The 16,789-nt window shown below is 63.3% G+C and carries 14 protein-coding genes and 1 pseudogene; 8 read left to right on the top strand and 7 right to left on the bottom strand.

The window, feature by feature from the left end:
• Nucleotides 1–51: 51 nt before the first annotated feature.
• Complete coding sequence (locus G9E11_RS20375) at nt 52–654, top strand: dihydrofolate reductase family protein (RefSeq protein ID WP_190609124.1); 603 nt, start codon at nt 52–54, stop codon at nt 652–654.
• Between the two features lie 302 nt (nt 655–956).
• Here the strand turns inward: G9E11_RS20375 and G9E11_RS20370 are convergent, their stop codons facing one another.
• Nucleotides 957–1,706 (bottom strand): dienelactone hydrolase family protein, encoded by a 750-nt coding sequence (locus tag G9E11_RS20370; protein WP_190609123.1) that lies wholly within the window; start codon nt 1,704–1,706, stop codon nt 957–959.
• Between the two features lie 92 nt (nt 1,707–1,798).
• On the opposite strand from G9E11_RS20370, the gene G9E11_RS21670 reads away from it, so the two are divergent.
• Together G9E11_RS21670 and G9E11_RS20360 are read left to right on the top strand one after the other, a co-directional pair.
• Nucleotides 1,799–2,041, top strand: a complete 243-nt coding sequence (locus G9E11_RS21670) for a recombinase family protein (RefSeq protein ID WP_190609220.1) — start codon at nt 1,799–1,801, stop codon at nt 2,039–2,041.
• Nucleotides 2,042–2,100: 59 nt separating this feature from the next.
• A complete protein-coding gene (locus G9E11_RS20360; protein WP_190609122.1) occupies nt 2,101–3,024 on the top strand; it encodes a pseudouridine-5'-phosphate glycosidase in 924 nt (307 codons plus the stop codon).
• A gap of 213 nt (nt 3,025–3,237) precedes the next feature.
• Here the strand turns inward: G9E11_RS20360 and G9E11_RS20355 are convergent, their stop codons facing one another.
• Nucleotides 3,238–3,999: a DUF429 domain-containing protein gene (locus G9E11_RS20355; protein WP_190609121.1), complete on the bottom strand. Its 762-nt coding sequence runs from the start codon at nt 3,997–3,999 to the stop codon at nt 3,238–3,240.
• Nucleotides 4,000–4,208: 209 nt separating this feature from the next.
• Here G9E11_RS20355 and G9E11_RS20350 point away from each other — a divergent pair, with 209 nt between their 5' ends.
• The 3 genes from G9E11_RS20350 to G9E11_RS21325 are packed head-to-tail and all read left to right on the top strand — an operon-like array spanning nt 4,209 to nt 5,882.
• A complete protein-coding gene (locus G9E11_RS20350; RefSeq protein ID WP_311764437.1) occupies nt 4,209–4,805 on the top strand; it encodes a molybdopterin-dependent oxidoreductase in 597 nt (198 codons plus the stop codon).
• Nucleotides 4,806–4,851: 46 nt separating this feature from the next.
• Complete coding sequence (locus G9E11_RS20345) at nt 4,852–5,553, top strand: ferredoxin reductase (protein ID WP_311764436.1); 702 nt, start codon at nt 4,852–4,854, stop codon at nt 5,551–5,553.
• The gene (locus G9E11_RS21325; protein ID WP_311764435.1) at nt 5,550–5,882 is read left to right on the top strand and encodes a DUF6510 family protein; all 333 of its coding nucleotides are present in this window, start codon (nt 5,550–5,552) and stop codon (nt 5,880–5,882) included. Before G9E11_RS20345 ends, G9E11_RS21325 begins: the two co-directional genes overlap by 4 nt.
• A gap of 264 nt (nt 5,883–6,146) precedes the next feature.
• On the opposite strand, the gene G9E11_RS20335 is transcribed toward G9E11_RS21325, so the two are convergent.
• Nucleotides 6,147–7,229 carry an SDR family oxidoreductase gene (locus G9E11_RS20335; protein WP_190609120.1) on the bottom strand — a complete coding sequence of 361 codons (1,083 nt, stop codon included), beginning with the start codon at nt 7,227–7,229 and terminating at the stop codon, nt 6,147–6,149.
• Between the two features lie 967 nt (nt 7,230–8,196).
• Between G9E11_RS20335 and nhaA the strand changes: the two genes are divergently transcribed.
• The gene (gene nhaA, locus G9E11_RS20330; protein WP_190609119.1) at nt 8,197–9,540 is read left to right on the top strand and encodes a Na+/H+ antiporter NhaA; all 1,344 of its coding nucleotides are present in this window, start codon (nt 8,197–8,199) and stop codon (nt 9,538–9,540) included.
• A 325-nt stretch (nt 9,541–9,865) separates the two neighbouring features.
• On the opposite strand, the gene G9E11_RS20325 is transcribed toward nhaA, so the two are convergent.
• The 3 genes from G9E11_RS20325 to G9E11_RS20315 all read right to left on the bottom strand — a co-directional run bounded on the left by G9E11_RS20325 (nt 9,866) and on the right by G9E11_RS20315 (nt 14,015).
• Nucleotides 9,866–11,251, bottom strand: coding sequence for an MFS transporter (locus G9E11_RS20325; RefSeq protein WP_190609118.1), 1,386 nt, complete (start codon nt 11,249–11,251; stop codon nt 9,866–9,868).
• A gap of 81 nt (nt 11,252–11,332) precedes the next feature.
• Nucleotides 11,333–13,288, bottom strand: coding sequence for an FAD-binding monooxygenase (locus G9E11_RS20320; protein WP_190609117.1), 1,956 nt, complete (start codon nt 13,286–13,288; stop codon nt 11,333–11,335).
• Between the two features lie 181 nt (nt 13,289–13,469).
• Nucleotides 13,470–14,015, bottom strand: coding sequence for a MarR family winged helix-turn-helix transcriptional regulator (locus G9E11_RS20315; protein WP_190609116.1), 546 nt, complete (start codon nt 14,013–14,015; stop codon nt 13,470–13,472).
• A 395-nt stretch (nt 14,016–14,410) separates the two neighbouring features.
• Between G9E11_RS20315 and G9E11_RS20310 the strand changes: the two are divergent.
• Nucleotides 14,411–15,175: pseudogene (locus G9E11_RS20310) on the top strand (MFS transporter); the annotation flags it as partial.
• 289 nt (nt 15,176–15,464) lie between these two features.
• Here the strand turns inward: G9E11_RS20310 and G9E11_RS20305 are convergent.
• Entirely contained in the window at nt 15,465–16,706 is a 1,242-nt protein-coding gene (locus tag G9E11_RS20305) for an amidohydrolase (protein WP_190609115.1), read from the bottom strand.
• Nucleotides 16,707–16,789 lie beyond the last annotated feature (83 nt).

The raw sequence follows: 16,789 nt of genomic DNA, 5'->3' as shown, positions 1-16,789 counted from the left end.
TCACGGCCGCTGGCTATGGACACTGATTAGACCCTGTTCCAGAATGGGCGCGTGGGAATCATCGTCGCCAACCTGTTTGTCACCCTCGACGGCGTCTATCAGGCGCCGGGCGGCAGCGAAGAAGATACCGCGGGCGGATTCGCCTTCGGTGGCTGGCAGGCGCCGGTGTCCGATGACGAGGCCGGCGCTGCCATCGGCGAGGAAATTGGCCGCATCGACGCCCTGCTCCTCGGTCGGAAGACCTACGACATTTTCGCGGCCTATTGGCCGCACCAGTCCGGCGAGATCGGCGGCACGCTCAACCGGGTGCCCAAGTTCGTCGTCTCCAATTCACTGGTTGATCCGGCGTGGGCGGGCACCAAGGTGCTGCCAAACGCGGCGGCAGCGGGCCGGCTCCGTGAAGAGTTCGACGAGGTGCACATGTTCGGCAGCGGCGTCCTCATCCGGTCGCTGCTGGCGGCGGACGTGCTCGACCGCCTCCACCTCTGGCTCTATCCCATCACCCTCGGGCAGGGCAAGCGCATCTTCGACGCCGGGACCGTCCCCGCCTCCTTCCGCCTCGCCGAGCCGGCGCGCACCTTCCCGAAGGGGGCAGTGTCGCTGGTCTACGAGCGCGCGGGCAGCGTGGAGACGCAGGACATGCCGGGCGCCTGATGGGCAAGGTTGTCGCGGCCATCACCACGTCCGGGAACCCATAAGCCAGGCATTGGTGGGGCCTGTCCCTTTAGGAAGCCTGCGACGGCCGCGACGAGGCTTTCCGGTGAACAGGGTCAGCTCATCCATGCCCGCGGCGGCCGCCGGCCCGACGGAGGAGAGCGACGGATGATGATGGCTGCACCTATCTCCCGCGTCTGCAGTGCCGGTTCGGGGTCGTTGGACGGCTGGCTGTATGGTCGGCCCTGACCGGCCAGCGATTCGAATTGGCAGTCCGGCCGGGGGCGGTAACCGCGGGGTGCTCAGCCCTTGAGCGTCCCGTCGAGCAAAGCCTGCAGCTCCTGGAAGTGCCGCTCCGTGGCTTGAGGGTCGAAGACGGGGGTGTCGCCCATGGTGTACCCGTGGGGCGCCCCTGCATAGATTTCGTTGGACGCCTCAAGCCCTGCGGTCTGTAGGGCTTCACCGAGCCGGGCGACGGCGTCCGGAGCCATGCTGCGGTCGTGGTCCGCGTGGCCGAATACGAACCGGGCGCGTGCGTTGCCAAGCTTGAGGTGCGGGCTGTCAGGCTCGTCCGTGGCCAGTCCGCCGCCGTGGAAGCCGCCGCACGCTGCCACCACATCCGGGTGGGAGGTTGCGGTGCGTACAGCCAGCCGGGCGCCCATGCAGTAACCGGTGGTCCCGATCGGGCCGGGAGCCACGCCGTCGAGCCCGGCCAGCGCGGACACCCACGCATCGATGTCCGGCAGCGCCTTGTCCGGCGTCAGGCGGCCAACCCGGGGGAAGGCAGCCTTGCCTGCGGCTTCCCTGCCCTCCTGGGTGGACATGTCCATGGCCGGGGCGAGCTCGGCCATGGATCCTTCACGGTAGAAAACGTTCGGCGCTAGCACGACGTAGCCCCAGTCGGCGATGCGCTGGGCCATCTCCTGGATTCGGGGGCGCAGGCCGAAGGCGTCCATGTAGAGGATGACGCCGGGAACAGGGCCGGTTGCGCTGGACGGCCGGGTGACGATGGCCTCAGCGGTGCCTTCTGCGGCAGGGATTTCGATGGGCATGGGCCCACACTATCGGAGCTCAGGAGTAATGCCGCGTCACGCTCCCGCCATGAAGTCGGGATGCGAAGCGATGCTCCTATGTTCTCGACGTCCTGAGCACGGTCAGCGGTTTCAGGTCCAAGGGGATCCGGCTGCACTCGATCGTGTACCGGTTGGATCCTTCCAGTCCTCAGGGGAAGCTCCAACTGACTTTGCTGGCCAGCATGGCTGAGTACGAGAGAGCTCATCAATACGCGGGTCTGGGCCGGGCCGATCGCCCCGCAGAAAACGCTATGACGTTCGGTCCGGCGCCGCTGGAAGACGCCGTCGCCAGGGAGGCGATGTCTTGTTGTTAGTTCTCGCGTGCGGGAACCTTGGTGAGTCAGGTCAGATCACGTTCTACCGGGAGACCACCGTGTCATCCACCCGCAGCAGGGTCGCATTCCACGTCTCAGAGCAAGTGGCCGCGGCCGTTGCTGGAGGGCGCCCTGTCGTCGCTTTAGAATCGACCATTTTCACGCACGGCCTTCCGCGTCCTCGCAATCTCGAAGTTGCTTTGGAAGCCGAGGAATGCCTCCGCAGTCAAGGGGTGGTTCCTGCAACGATCGGTGTCTTCGCAGGCGCTCCGACGGTAGGACTCGATCTTGAGCAGATCACCTCGCTCTCCAACGACGGGGCAGTGAAGAAAGTAAGCCTCCGCGATCTTCCCGTAGCCGCTGCTCTTCAGCTCCACGGCGGCACCACCGTAGCAGCAACGGCGTTCCTGGCACACCGCGCCGGCATCAGAGTGTTCTCAACCGGCGGCTTGGGTGGAGTTCACCACGGTGCGGCAACATCCTTCGATGAATCTGCCGACATGACTACCCTGGCGGCCACCCCGATCATCGTCGTCAGCGCCGGTGTGAAATCCATCCTGGACGTCGCGGCCACCCTCGAACGGTTCGAAACGCTGAACATCCCGGTCGTCGGTTACAAGACCAAGAAGTACCCCGGCTTCTACGTTTCCGACTCGGGGTTTGCGATCGAGTACGCGGTCAGCACCCCGGACGAAGTTGCAGCAATCTGCAGCGCACGCGATGACCTGCACATCGAATCTGCCATCCTGTTGGCAAACCCGATCGCAGAGGACAAGCAGTTCCCTCCGGCCGAACTCGACGACATTCTCTCCCGGGCGTGGGCGCAGGCAGAGAAGAACGGGATCAGCGGCAAGGACACCACACCGTTCCTTTTGGACTTCATCCAGAGCGATACGAATGGCCGCAGCGTGGATGTAAATGTCGATGTGTACCGAAGCAACGTGTCCCTCGGCGGCGAAGTCGCGATCGCGCTGACCCGCTAACCCGGAGGAATGACGATGCTAGGTGTCATTCGATTGATTCTGGCCGCCGGCGTTCCTTGAGCGCAGGGCCTCGTCATGTCCGTTTCCATCCGTGCGCTCATGAAATGTCCAAGGAGGTAAATCGTCAATGCGTATGAGGGGAGTGAAATTGACGGTGCCCGCTAGAGACGGGGGAGGGCGACACGACTTTGCCCACGGGTGATAGGAGATCGATCAACGGGCATGGCGCTGTCCACGACATTCACCGACTTTTACAGGAGTCGGCCTAATTTGTTCAGCTCGCTGAGCGAACCGGTGGGCAAGCCGGGCAGCAGGGTGGCCTGGCTGGCGGCAGCGGGCTGTGAGGGATGCGATGACCGAATCGAGCAGATCATCCGAGGCGATCAGCTGGTCGCGGTATGCGTCAAGGTCCAGCCAAGGGGCTGCGGCGGTGAGCTGCCCGAGAATGTTCTCGCGGATTTCGGACTCCGGCGTGCCGCGGCCTTTGTACCTGCGGGCGGAGATACCCCATATCCTCAGGGAGGCAGCAGGGTAGACCTCGATAAGACGTCCTGTACCGTCCCGGGGTTGAATGCCCGAGGCACGGGCTATTTTGGCTTGAATCACGGCGCAGCGCATGGCCGGGTGCGCTAGCCGGTCCGCCGAGACGCTTAACGGGATCAGGCCCGTTTGGTGCGTGACGAACAGGTCGGTGGCCCGGTAGGCAAGCTCGCGACGCCCGGCCAACCCGTCATGACGGAGAATGGCATCCGGATCGTCGCGGGAAAGACCGAGCAGGAATAGCAGGAAGGGGCGGGGCCAACCAAGAGGACAGTCGATGCCGGTCACGTCTGATGCTCCGAAAAGCTCGACGACGGTTTCGTCGGTGACGCCGAGTGCCAAGTGGACAAGCTGCGCCTGTCCTTTATGCCATTCAATGACCCCGGCAGCGGTTCTCTTCGGATCCGCAGCCAGATCAATCCCCAGTGTCTTCACGCATTCACTCTAACCAGGGCAGAAAGCCCAAACCCCGGCCCCCTCCTGGCGGGGCGCCACTCGCCCGCCGACAGCTTGTTCCCTTCAACCAGGCATTGGTTTTGCTTGACGCTCCGGCCGAGTCCCGTTGATGCCTAGACCACGCCCAGACGTTGCCCTATGGTTGGGGCAACAACGGCCGTTGGGCCGGGTGGAGCTCCACTGCGGAGGTGCATCATGGGTATTATTTCTTCCGGTTTCCGTGGACGGCGGTCCGAGATCCTGCACTGCCTCCTGGGCAGCATGAAACGCAGGACTTTCCCGTCCTGACGGCGGGGCCCGCTCCGCTTATACCCATCGACGAATGGGAGTTTTTCATCACCACGGAGAATGGCCTGCGGCTCTCCTGGTCTTGGGATGAATTCTTGGCCTCGCCACAGGAGGAAATCACTAAAGACATTCACTGTGTGACCAGCTGGTCAAAACTCGGAATGGTGTGGCGTGGAGTTTCGTTGGACACGCTCTTCGAAAACGTGGAAACGCCTAGCGACTTCGCGACGGCGCATTCGTTCGGCGGCTACACAACCAATGTTCCGCTTTGGGACCTCCTGGGCGGCAAGGCATGGGTGGCCTGGGAGTTCGATGGCGAACCTCTTGAACGGGCCCACGGCGGTCCGGCACGGCTGTTGGTGCCGCATTTGTATTTCTGGAAAAGCGCCAAGTGGATTCATGGTTTGGAACTGACAGGGGAAGACGTTCCCGGTTTCTGGGAATCGAACGGCTATCATCTTCACGGCAATCCGTGGCGCGAGGAGCGGTACGCGTGAGGCTCTTGCCGTGAGCTCCGTATGGCATGTCGCTGAGGTGGTGGGCGTGGTACCTGAAAACGCCACAACCCGGACCATTCGGATGCGCGTGGATGGCTTGATGGGACATCTGGCCGGCCAGCACATTGACATCCGCCTCACCGCCGAGGACGGATACACCGCCATCCGCTCTTACTCGGTGGCATCCGCAAGTACGGGTGAGCACCTGGAAATCACCGTTGACGAGCTGCCCGACGGCGAAGTGTCGCCTTACCTTGTCCGGGAGTTGTCCGTTGGGGACCAGTTGGAAATCCGGGGGCCAGTGGGCGGCTGGTTTGTCTGGCGGCCAAGCAATGGGCACCGGGTGCAGCTGATCGGGGGAGGGTCAGGTGTGGTGCCGCTGATGTCGATGATCCGCGCGCATCAGGCTTCCAATAATGGGTCCCCTTTCAGGTTGCTCTATTCCCTCAGGTCCCCGGACGCTTCGATTTACAGCGACGAGCTGCGTCGATTGGACCAGGAATCAGCCAAGCTGATGGTCGACTACGTCTATACGCGTTCGACGCCGGAGGGCTGGCCGGCCACGCCGGCGCGCCTTACTGCGGACACCCTTTTGGGCAAGATCTTCCCTGCTGAGGTGAATCCTGATGTGTTCGTTTGCGGTCAAACAGTTTTCGTGGAGACCGTTGCGGACTGGCTTGTGATGGCCGGCTATTCGCCGGAGTCGATAAAGACCGAACGGTTTGGCGGGACGGGAGGTATCCGGTGAACGGCGCCGACGACTTCGCTGTCCCCGACTCGGAAGATCAGGACATTGCAGCATCTCCCCATGACCCGATTCCGTATGTGGACGGGAACGCCACGGCTGGGGCCCTGTCCGAAGTGTTCCGCATCGACATCATCGCGGCGCTCGGACGCTGTAGGCATTGCGGCTCAGCCAGGGCTTTTGGCGAGGCCATGGTCTTCACCGACGCGCCCGGCATTGTGGTGCGGTGCCGCGACTGCCAGGGCGTGCTGCTGAGATTGGTGGAAACGCCAACGCGATACTGGTTGGATTTGAGCGGGCTTAGCTACTTGGAGATCGACCGAGAGGAATAGGCCAGGGGGCACCGGGGTCGACCCAGGGGAATCTCCCTTCGCCGCTTCAAGATGCCGATAGCCGACATCTCGTCAGCCTGGGAACGCAGTGGGCCTTTTGGCTGTCCGCGGCTCCAATGTGTGACGCGTTGGGGGACCGGCTTACGGGCAGGCCTGCGAGGATAATGATCGGATCCGACCGCGAGAGCAGGGATCGGGCGAATCGGATGAGCAGGCTTTAAGTCGAAGGGTGAACCGTGATCGCAGCAACCGGCTCGTTGGCGGTCAGGGGATTATCTTCTCGGCGCGGTAACGGTCGAAAAGCCGCCGGAAGGAGTCTTCGGTGCGCCTGTAGCCGGTAAAGCCGGCAAGGCGGCTCTTGCTCATGTCCGCGAGAACCTCCATGTTGCGTCCCAGGTCGGCGTCCGTGTGCCACCATGATGCCACGCGTGACAAGTCGGCCTCGGCGAGACCGTGAGTGGCGGCAATTTTGCCCCATTCTTGGCTCATGCCGTGCATCTGTTCCTCGAGCGGCCGTGGCGAGCCCTCGTAGCCTTCGGCTATTACGCCAAAGTAAGCAGCCAGCTTCGGCCACATCCAGCGCCACCTGAAGACGTCGCCGTTGACCACGTTGTAGGCCTGGTTGCCCGCGTTTTCTGTGGTAGCGGCCCAGAGCATGTGCTCAGCAAGGAGTTCGCCGTCGGTCATGTCCGTAAGACTGTTCCATTGCGTCTCGGAGCCGGGGAAGACGAAGGCCTTGCCCAGTTCCCTGCATAAGGTTGCCTGGGCCGCCAAGGTCAGGCCCATGTTCATCGCGTTACCCACGGCATGGCCGATCACGGTGTGTGAACGGTGCACGGACCAGCGGAACCCCTGCCGTTCTGCTGACGCCCAGAGCTCGTCTTCTTGGGTGTAATAAAAGTTCGGCGCCGGCAGCCGGGGCTCTTCCTCGCGGAAGGGCGTGTCGGGAACTGGGCCGGCCCCGTATGACTCGAACGGGCCCAGGTAGTGCTTCAGTCCCGTCATCAGTGCCACGTGTTGGACGGGGGCACCGTTCAGGGCGCTGAGCAGGTTGCGAAGCATCGCTGTGTTGACGGCGATGTTCTCTTGCTCGCTGTCCTGCCTCGCCCAGGCGGTGAAAAAGACGTGTGTGGGTTTCTCATCGCTAAGTGCCAGGGTGAGGCTGTCCGCTGACAACAGATCCGCGGAGATGTGCCTGGCGGGCGAACCTTCGACCGGATTCCTGGAGAGCGCTAGAACCGTCCAGCCACCGCTCCGATCCAGTTGCTCGACAATGGCCGAGCCGGCGATGCCGCTTGCGCCGACAACCAGCGCAGTCCTGTTGTGATTGATGGTGGGGGAGGTCATTAGTACCTGACTTTCTTGACGCTTGGGCAGCGTGAAGCGCCCGTGCTCGAATCTCTAGGGTATCTACGACACTAGAATCCCCGAGCCGGTGTCCCTGGCGCCAGAAAGGGGGCGGGCGCCGTTCGTTCCGGTCAGTCTGCGATCGAGGTAAATACGGTCGTCAGGCACCCCGACGGCGACGAATCGGTTCCCTCGGGCGGGGAGCTTCTGCCCGTAGGCGAACCCCCGGGCGTAGCGGACAAAGTTGGCGCTTATGCCCACCAGCTTAGCGTTCTGGTGCGGCCACTGTTCAGGGGCCGCCGCGGCAAAGGCGCCGGTGTGCCGCCCCGTACGCGAGCGAGGGTGTCAGTGGTGGACGGAGCGGTTTTATGTCGACGACGTCCTCCAGTGAGGGCGCGGAGATGCGGGAACCGAAATGATCCATCAGACAGTCGCGCGTGCGCGGGGCATCGGTCCGGTCCGCCGCAGCCAGTGCCGGCTCCAGGTCCTCGAGGCCGAGGTCGGTGCAGTATGCGGGTGAGCCCGGCTGCTGGCGCCAGGAGTCGGCGAGTACGCCGGAGTAGTCGAAGGGGTCGAAACCGGCTCGTCCACGAGGTGCCTGGCCACGCGCTGTGCCTCATCGCAGTCGGCGCCGACCGGGATGGGGATGCGGCCCGGGGGGTTCCCGCCGCGGCGCCCGTGGCCCTCACCCCACCATCATCACATCCTGCCGCCATCAGTGGGTGGCGCAGCCTTGCAAGGGACAAATCATGAAAATGGCATAATCGGCATGGGCTCGATCGGAGCGACTTTGGCGCGCAAGCTCCCTGCCCGACCGTCGTCGACCCACGGCGACCAGATCTCGCCCGAGACGTCTGGGATGCCGTCCACGAGCGATGGGGTGACGTTAAGTGGGTAGACTGGCTGAAGGTGAGCCGGGAAGTCTGGTCGGCATGTTCTTTGTCGACCCCATGTTTAGGACACCTTCATGAATGACCATCCGTCTGCTCCTCCGCGCTCGTCCGTTTTGGGGCGGGGCAGCTACGGCGAAGTGCTGCGCATCGGCGCGATCCTGCGGAAGGAAACCGTTGGCGGCATCCTGCTGGTCGCTGCAGCAGTCATCGCCCTGATCTGGGCAAATTCCCCGGTTGCCGACAGCTACTTCGCGCTGCGCGACTTCCGCATCGGCTATGAGCCGTGGCATCTGGAGCTAAGCCTCGGGGCCTGGGCTGCCGACGGATTGTTGGCGATCTTCTTCTTCCTCGTGGGCCTGGAACTCAAACGGGAGTTCGTCGCCGGAGACCTCCGCCAAATCAGTAAATCCGTCGTGCCCGTCGCGGCGGCCGTCGGAGGCGTGGCGGTCCCGGCAGTTATCTATGCGCTGATCAACCTCACCAGTCCCGAGACCCTCCGGGGCTGGGCCATCCCCACGGCAACGGACATTGCTTTTGCTGTGGCCGTGTTGGCCATCATCGGTTCGCACCTGCCGAGCGCGCTGCGGATCTTCCTACTGACGTTGGCAGTGGTCGATGACCTGATCGCGATTAGCATCATCGCCATCTTCTACTCCAGCGACATCCAGGCCGGCCCGTTGCTGCTGGCGCTCATCCCGCTGGCTGTTTATACGTTCCTGGCCCAAAAGTACCGCCGTTTTTTCAGGACCAAACCCGTCGCGGCATGGGTCATCTTGCTTCCTCTCGGCGTGGTCACCTGGGCGCTGGTGCACGCATCCGGCATCCACGCCACTGTCGCCGGTGTGCTGCTGGGGTTCGCCATCCCGGTGATCCGATCGCAGGCCAGCGGCGGCCCCTCCGCGGGTCCTGGCCTCTCTGAGATATTCGAACACCGGTTCCGGCCTATTTCCGCCGGCATCGCGGTCCCGGTCTTCGCGTTCTTCTCCGCCGGTGTCGCCGTGGGCGGCTGGGACGGTCTGATCTCGGCCGTGACCGACCCGGTGGCCATCGGCATCATCGTGGCGTTGGTGCTGGGCAAACCGGCAGGGATCCTCGGGACCACCTGGCTCCTCACCAAGGCCACCAGAGCATCCCTGGACCGCTCCCTGAAGTGGATCGATGTGTTCGGGATGTCCCTCTTGGCGGGGATCGGCTTCACGGTTTCGCTCCTCGTAGCGGAGCTGAGCTTCGCACAGGGCAGCGCCCACGATGACCACGCCAAGGTAGGGATCCTCGCCGCGTCACTGCTGGCCGCGCTCCTGGCATCGGCAGTTCTGATCACGCGGAACCGTCAGTACCGCGCCGTGGAGGCTGAAGAGGCAATCGACACTGACAGGGACGGCATCCCGGACGTCTACGAAGAAGACCGCCACCTATGACCGGATCCGGCCCTCCATCTTTATCGCTTCCGCGGAATCAGCGGCAGGCACCAAGTTCCCCACCGAGGCGTTGGCGGATCCGGACGCTGGCATGTGACTGAGTCCGATGATCTTCACCTCTATGCCCTGATGGCGCGCATGCCAGTCCCTCTCCGAGTTCCAGGAGAAAGCGGTCCGCCGGGGCCAAGATGGCCCGCAACCTTGCCCAGGCTGACGAGTCATCCAGAGGCTCAACGCTAAGCCGTGACGGGCGTGGAGTCCTCTTCTGTTGTGCGTCAACTCCCTCGCCGGCTTAAACGGATCGCCGTGCGAGGACGGGGAGTGATCAGTTGGTCCGGGCGGCCTCGTTCGAGGGGGTGGCGGTTCGGCGGTCAAAGATGAGTGCCCCGACTTCCTGTTCGGCTTGGTTGCGGATGGAAAGGTCCAGGCCTGAGCGGTCGCGGACCAAGGAGACGGCCACGAGGGATACAAGGGTCATCCCGACCAGATACAGGGAGACGGCTTCGGTTCCGCCTGTGGCCTGGACCAGAGCTGTGGCAATTGTCGGGGCGAAAGCGCCGCCGAGGATCGCACCAAGTGCGTAGGAGATGGAGACGCCGGAGAAACGCACCGAGGCGGGAAACATTTCTGAGTACAGCGCGGCCTGAGGGCCGTAAGCCAATCCCAACCCGAAGCTGAAGATGGTCAGTGCGAGATAGAGCATCGGCAGGGATCCGGTGTTGATCAACCAGAAGAGCGGAAAGCAAGCCAGCAGTTGAGCGCTGAATCCAACCAAATAGGTCCGCTTACGGCCGATTCTGTCAGAGAGGTACCCGGCGAGGTAAGTGCAGGCGAGCCAGACGGCAGCGCCATAAGCGATTCCGACGAGCACATCGGTGCGTCCGTGACCAACCGCGGGGCTGGAGGCGTAGCTGGGGATGAAACCCCCGGTTGCCATGTAGCCTGCAGCGTTGTTGCCTGCGAAGATCAAGGCCGCGATGATCACGAGCAGTCCGTGGCGCCGGAACAGCTCGACGATCGGTATTCTGGGCTGCTTCTTGGCTGCGGCGATTTCCTGGAAGACGGGGGATTCGTCCACCGCCCGGCGGACAAAGTAGCCCACGACAATCAGCACGATGCTTAGCAGGAAGGGAACCCGCCATCCCCACTCGAGGAACGCCGCTCCGGGGGAGACTACACCGGTCATGAGCGCCGTAACACCGGATGCCAGGAGCAACCCGAGCGGAACGCCCAGCTGGGGGAACGCGCCGGCCCGTCCGCGGCGGTCACGGGGAGCGTGCTCGACTGCCATCAGGACAGCACCTCCCCATTCACCGCCCGCGGAGATACCTTGCAGGATCCTCAGCATGAGGAGCATGACTGGGGCGATAACGCCAGCGGTCGCGTAAGTCGGCAGGAAGCCGATCAAGGTAGTTGCCGAACCCATGAGGACCAGTGTCAGAACGAGCATGGCTCGGCGGCCGATTCTATCGCCGTAGTGGCCGGCCAGAAAGGCGCCGAGGGGCCGAAAGAGGAAGCTGATCCCGACGGATGCAAATGACAACAGGAGACCGATGGAGGCCCCGGCCGGTTCGAAGAATAATTGCGCGAACACCAGGCCGGCGGCCGTGGCGTAGATGAAGAAGTCGTACCATTCGACGGTGGTGCCGATGACGGTGGCGAAGGCGACCCGGCGTTGGTTCGTCTTCGAACTGTGGGTGGACATGCTCATGGTTCTCCAGTTGGTGGGAGCGGTGTAATCCGGGGAGGCGGATGAGGTGGAGTATTTGCCGGTGAAACCTGACAGGCTTGGTCAGACGGAGAACGAAATAACGGGAGCCGTGGCGGGCCCACCGGGCAGATCCGCGGAAAGAAGCTCCCTCTGTTGCTGTGGCTGCAGAAGGGGTGCAAAGAACGCGGCGAGCTCGGCCGTTGCGGTCAGTGGCAGGACGTTTGCCACGTACTGGTCCGGGCGGACCACCACGACGACGCCGCCGCGGTTGAGCCCGCGGAGGTCGAAGATGTCCGCCTTTTGGTCTGCGGCGTAAACCTTTTCGTAGTCCGTCAACCTGAACGGGCCCACCTCGGGCTTGAAGACGGCGGGAACGGCACCGAAGTCGATGTCGTGGTGGCTCTGCTGGTAGATCACCTTCAGGTCGAACCAGGCATCGGGGTCGGCCCCTGCCGGGGTGATGGCAAGGGGGGACTCCAGTGAGGCTGCGAACCATTCGGCGAGTTGGTTCGTGGCTGAGGCGGTTCCGGGCTGGGCCGGGTCGGCGAAGACATAGATCCGCCAGCGACCGTCAGCTTTAGCGTGGTGGCCCAGGTGCACAGGGTTGGCGTCCGCCACCCGCATCACCGGCGCGGACTTGAAGCGCTTGCCCACCGGGAACCCCGTGGCCAGGTCCTGGTGCTCAGCCTTGCCTACCAGCATGGACGGTGCGTACTGGGTCATGAAACCCGCGGGGAACTCGGCGGTCCGCACGTAAAAGTCCTCCAGCTCCGCAGGATCCTCGAATTCCTCACGCTTTTTGGCCATCAGGGTTGACCATTCCTTGTCGAAGTCGATCAGGTTCTTGGCCACCACCTGGCGTTCCTCCGAGTAGGTGGAGAGGAGGCCTTCCGGGCTGCGGCCCTCGAGGACGTGCCCCAACTTCCACGCGATGTTGAAGCCATCCTGCATGGAGACATTCATGCCCTGCCCGGCCTTGGCGCTGTGGGTGTGGCAGGCGTCGCCGGTGATGAACACGCGCGGCGTTCGGGTACCGCGCTCCTCCGGCAGGACGTCGTCGAACCGGTCCGTGAGTCGGTGGCCCACCTCGTAGACGCTGTGCCAGGCCACGTTGCGCACGTCCACCGTGTAGGGGTGCAGGATCTCATTCGCCTTGGAAATGATCTCCTCGATGCTGGTGCTGCGCACTGCCCCCTTGTTGTGCGGGTCTACCTCGCCCAGGTCAACGTACATGCGGAACAGGTGTCCACCCTCGCGGGGGATCAAAAGGATGCTGCCTTTTTCACCCTGGATGGCGCACTTCACGCGAACATCGGGAAAGTCTGTGGCCGCCAGTACATCCATGACGCCCCAGGCATGGTTGGCCTGATCGCCGGCGAGCGTGCATCCGATCGCCTGGCGCACCTTGCTGCGCGCACCGTCCGCGCCAACAACGTACTTCGCCTTGACGATCCGCGCCTGGCCCTCGTTCGGGCCCGCAGTGGAAAGCAGCGTAACCGTAACCGGGTATTCACCCTGGCCCGCCACCTTCAGTCCTTGGAACTCGTAGCCGTAATCGGGCTTCATTCGTGTGGGCGAGTTGGCCATGTATTCGGCGAAGTAGTCCAGCACGCGGGCCTGGTTAACGACGAGGTGGGGGAACTCGCTGATTTCGGCGGGGTCATCCGGGGTGCGGGCCGTGCGGATGATGCGGGAGGGGTCTGCAGGGTCCGGTTTCCAGAACGCCGTCTCGGTGATCCGGTATGCCTCGGCAGTGATTCGCTCGGCAAACCCGAAAGCCTGGAAGGTTTCGACTGTGCGACACTGGATTCCATCGGCCTGGCCAATAGCGAGCCTGCCGGGGCGTCGCTCGATGATGCGGGTGGTGATGTTCGGGAACTGCGACAGTTGCGCAGCGGCAAGCATTCCTGCGGGCCCCGTGCCGACAATCAACACATCGACCTCGTCCGGAAGCTCAGCCGGCCTGTTAATGCCGACCCCTGCAGCGGGCTGGACACACGGGTCCCCGGACACATAACCATGATGGTGAAACTGCACGGATTCCTCACTTCGTTGTAAGCGCTCAGCGTCGAAGCTCGACGGAACGCGACGCCTGATATTTGAAATGTAACTACTTGCCCTTGCCCAAAGGTTGTGCGGACTGTTCAGGGATCCGTCCCGGCTACTCCTGCTTGTTGCCGGGTTTCACCGCGACCGTGCTTTATCAGGGGCGACGGATTTAAGGTGCCTCAAAGTTCTGGGGACGAGGCGGGTGGTGTAGTAGAAGCTTCCGTAACAGTTCAGTCAGGATGGTCGCTTCGGTCCTCGTAAGACCTTCTGCCCAGTCGCTTTCGCGCAGGCTGTTCTTACGCGCAAGCTCTGTTACACGCCCCTCCCCAAGTGGCGTGAGCCGAACAAGCGTTTTGCGCTTGTCAAAAGCGTCTGCCTCCCGGGTCACCAACCCGTACTTTTCCAAGGTGTTGAGCAGGCTCGACATAGAGGCGCTTGAAATGCTCGATAGCCTTGCCAGCTCATTGGGATAGCCTGCTCCAACCGCCCGAATGGCGAAAAGAAGCCTGAAAGCAGAAAAGCTGAGGCTTCCGGGGCGGTGGACGCTGACTTCCAGGTCGGCGGTGATCCTGTTAGCGAGACGTATCAGGTTGAAGCAAAGGGCCATCGCGCCCTCGTCGTACTCAGGAAACATCTCCCTCATGGAGTCGTTCGCCAGCTTTTCGAACGCGGCGCCACTGAGTCGCGCATCCTGTGGGGTGGTCGATTCGTCCATCGCTTCAGTCAAAGCTCCTAGAGTGATCCACGCTTCGCGCTCCTCGCTGTCCCTTTACTTGTCTATGTTCTCGAGGCTGCATCCAGCCCCACTAACAGCTCGGGCGCAAGTAGCGGAACCTCATCACTCAACAAGTTACTAGATGTCGAGCAAATTAGCAATGCTACTTTCAGCTTGAGCGAGCGTGCGGGATTCAATCGACCGCCCAGTACCAGCTGGAAATAGGTAGACTTCTTACGGTACCGGGGACCTCCCTCCCAACGCCTTCCACCTGCCGGTGGGCCGGCCGGTCAGGCACAAGATCTACCGCGACGCGCATCACCGGTCCCGACTGGTTCTGCCCTTTACGCTCGGCGGAGGCAAGGGGAAGTAGCCGTTACGAAGCTCTCATATGATTGTGGGATGGACAGCCCCCCGCCCTGTGCCTGGCGCTCGGAGCTTTCCTGCTGCTGGACGGCCGCATCGCGGACTTCTGGGGGCGAAAGCGCGCTTTCATGACAGCGTCCGCCGGTTTTGCAGTGGCCTCCCTGGCGGGCGGACTCGCCCAGGCGCCTTGGGAACTCATCGGCGCCCGCGCCCTCCAGGGCCTCTTCGCGGCGTTGCTGGCTCCGGCCGCACTCGCCCTCCTCACAGTCTCCTTTCCGGGCGGAAAGGAACGGGGCACGGCATTTGCAATCTTCGGCTCCATCAGCGGCGTGGGTGCCGCGGCCGGCGTCCTGCTGGGCGGCTTCCTCACCGACTACGTATCCTGGCGCTGGTGCTTCTTCGTCAACGTCCCTATCGCAGCAATAGCACTGGTCGGCGTGTGGAAGCGCGTGCAGGAGAGCAAGGCCGGCGGAGCCACCGACTACGACTGGCCCGGTGTGGCCCTGGCGGCACTGGGGCTAGGCTCGCTGGTCTACGGCTTCACCAATGCCGAACATGGCTGGGCCGCGCCGGAAGCCTGGGGATTTATCCTGGCCGGCGCCGTGCTGATGGTGCTGTTCGGGGTGGTCGAAAGGCGGGTCAAGCAGCCCTTGCTGCCTCTGCGGGTTGCCACCGAACGCAACCGTGCAGCTGCCTTCCTGGCATCTTTCCTGGCCGGAGCCGTTCTCATTGGCGGTATCCTTTTCATCAACTTCTACATCCAGATCGTGCTGGGCTTCGCACCGTTCGCTGCAGGGGTGGCGTCACTGCCCATGACGGTGGTGCTGATTGCCACGGGAGGCATCGTGGCCAAGCACCTGCCGGTACTCGGCGCGAAAAATTCCCACCGCTGTCGGGCCTCTCTTCATCTGGGCGGCAGGAGATGCCATCCTGATTGCTCCCATCGCGTTGCGGCTGATCAACATCAGCCGCAAAACCTTCAGCGGCACTGCTTCCCCCGACGCCCCCGCAGTTCATCTGTAAAACGCGGTCTAGATGCAGAACGGTCCGGCAACAGCGGGTCAGGACATCGTCCCGCGGCGTTCACCGGGAATCAGTTGGCTGGGACAGGTACGATAACGCGGCCACCACGTGGGCCTGTACGCCGAGTGACAGCGTCGGGTCGACCAGCGGGGCGAAGGAGGGGGAGTGATTGGCAGGAATGTCCTGGAACACGGTTCCGTTGGCGACGGCGGCACGGTAGGTTTCCGGTTCCACCCCACCGAGGAGCCAGAAAGTGTAGGGAACGCCGAAGGCCTCCGGAATGCGGCTGAAGTCCTCGGATGCCGTCTGCGGCAAGGCGTGCTGAATGGCCGTCGCGCCAAAGTGGGAGGTGAAGGCAGCCGTGACGCGGTCCGTGACGGCGGAGTCATTGGTAGTGAGCGGGAAGCGGTCGTAGTACTCGAACTCGGGTTCCCGCGGGGAGCCGGCCGTAACGCATTCGCCCTTCACGATCCTTTCGATCGCCGCGAGGACCGCCGACCGGACGGCGTCGTCGTAGGTGCGGATGTTCAGCAACAGCGTGGCCCGGTCCGGGATGATATTCGCTGTGGCCCCGGCGTTGAAGGCCCCCACGGTGACTACCGCGAATTCTCCCGGCCTGGTCTCCCGGGAGACGACCGTTTGCAGCCGAAGCACGATCGAGGAGGCCAGCACCACCGGGTCGACGGACATGTGAGGCATGGAGCCGTGCGCGCCGGTCCCGTAAACGGTGATCTTGAGCGAGTCCGCCGCGGAAAGGACCGGGCCCGGCTTGATGGCGATGGTCCCGGCCGGAAGGGGCATCACGTGCTGGGCCAGTGCGACATCGGGCCGCGGTATTTTCGTGGTCAGGCCGTCCTCGACCATGACTTTGGACCCGGCGCCTACCTCTTCCGCTGGCTGGAACAGCACGATGTAGGTCCCGGACCACGCGTCGCGGCCGTCCGCCATGAGCTTGGCGGCACCCAGCAGTGTGCTGACGTGGACATCGTGGCCGCAGGCGTGCATCACCCCGCCCACTTCCGAGGCGTAGGGCAGTCCTGTGGCTTCTGTGACCGGCAGCGCGTCCATGTCCGCCCGCGCCAGGACTGCGGGTCCGTCCCCGCTGGCCAGTACGCCCACAACGCCGGTACCTCCAATGGGTTTCACTTCGTACCCGAACGCCAGAAGCCTGTCCGTCACGAGTTTGGCGGTTTGGTGTTCCTCCAGGCTCAGCTCCGGATGCCGGTGAAGGTTCTGGTAGATTTCCCGGACCCAACCGAGCTCTGCCTCGATGCCGGTCAACACTGCGCTCACGTTACTCACATTGATCACTCCTGATCAGGGCGGCTGGCCCGCCAGACGTTGGTAGTGAAGCTCAGGATAGACCTGGGAACCGGGAGCCTGAT

The organism is Arthrobacter ipis (assembly GCF_014694315.1).
In the GTDB taxonomy this organism is placed as follows: Bacteria; Actinomycetota; Actinomycetes; order Actinomycetales; family Micrococcaceae; genus Arthrobacter; species Arthrobacter ipis.
The sequence above is the reverse complement of the archived record's forward strand: the minus strand, read 5'-3'. Positions and strand labels throughout refer to the sequence as shown.

Bases quoted from the DNA above. Each gene is read 5' to 3' on its own strand.
- G9E11_RS20335 (WP_190609120.1), bottom strand. From the start codon at position 7,229: ATGACCTCCCCCACCATCAATCACAACAGGACTGCGCTGGTTGTCGGC.
- G9E11_RS20315 (WP_190609116.1), bottom strand. From the start codon at position 14,015: ATGGACGAATCGACCACCCCACAGGATGCGCGACTCAGTGGCGCCGCG.
- G9E11_RS20370 (WP_190609123.1), bottom strand. From the start codon at position 1,706: ATGCCCATCGAAATCCCTGCCGCAGAAGGCACCGCTGAGGCCATCGTC.
- G9E11_RS20325 (WP_190609118.1), bottom strand. From the start codon at position 11,251: ATGAGCATGTCCACCCACAGTTCGAAGACGAACCAACGCCGGGTCGCC.
- nhaA (WP_190609119.1), top strand. From the start codon at position 8,197: ATGAATGACCATCCGTCTGCTCCTCCGCGCTCGTCCGTTTTGGGGCGG.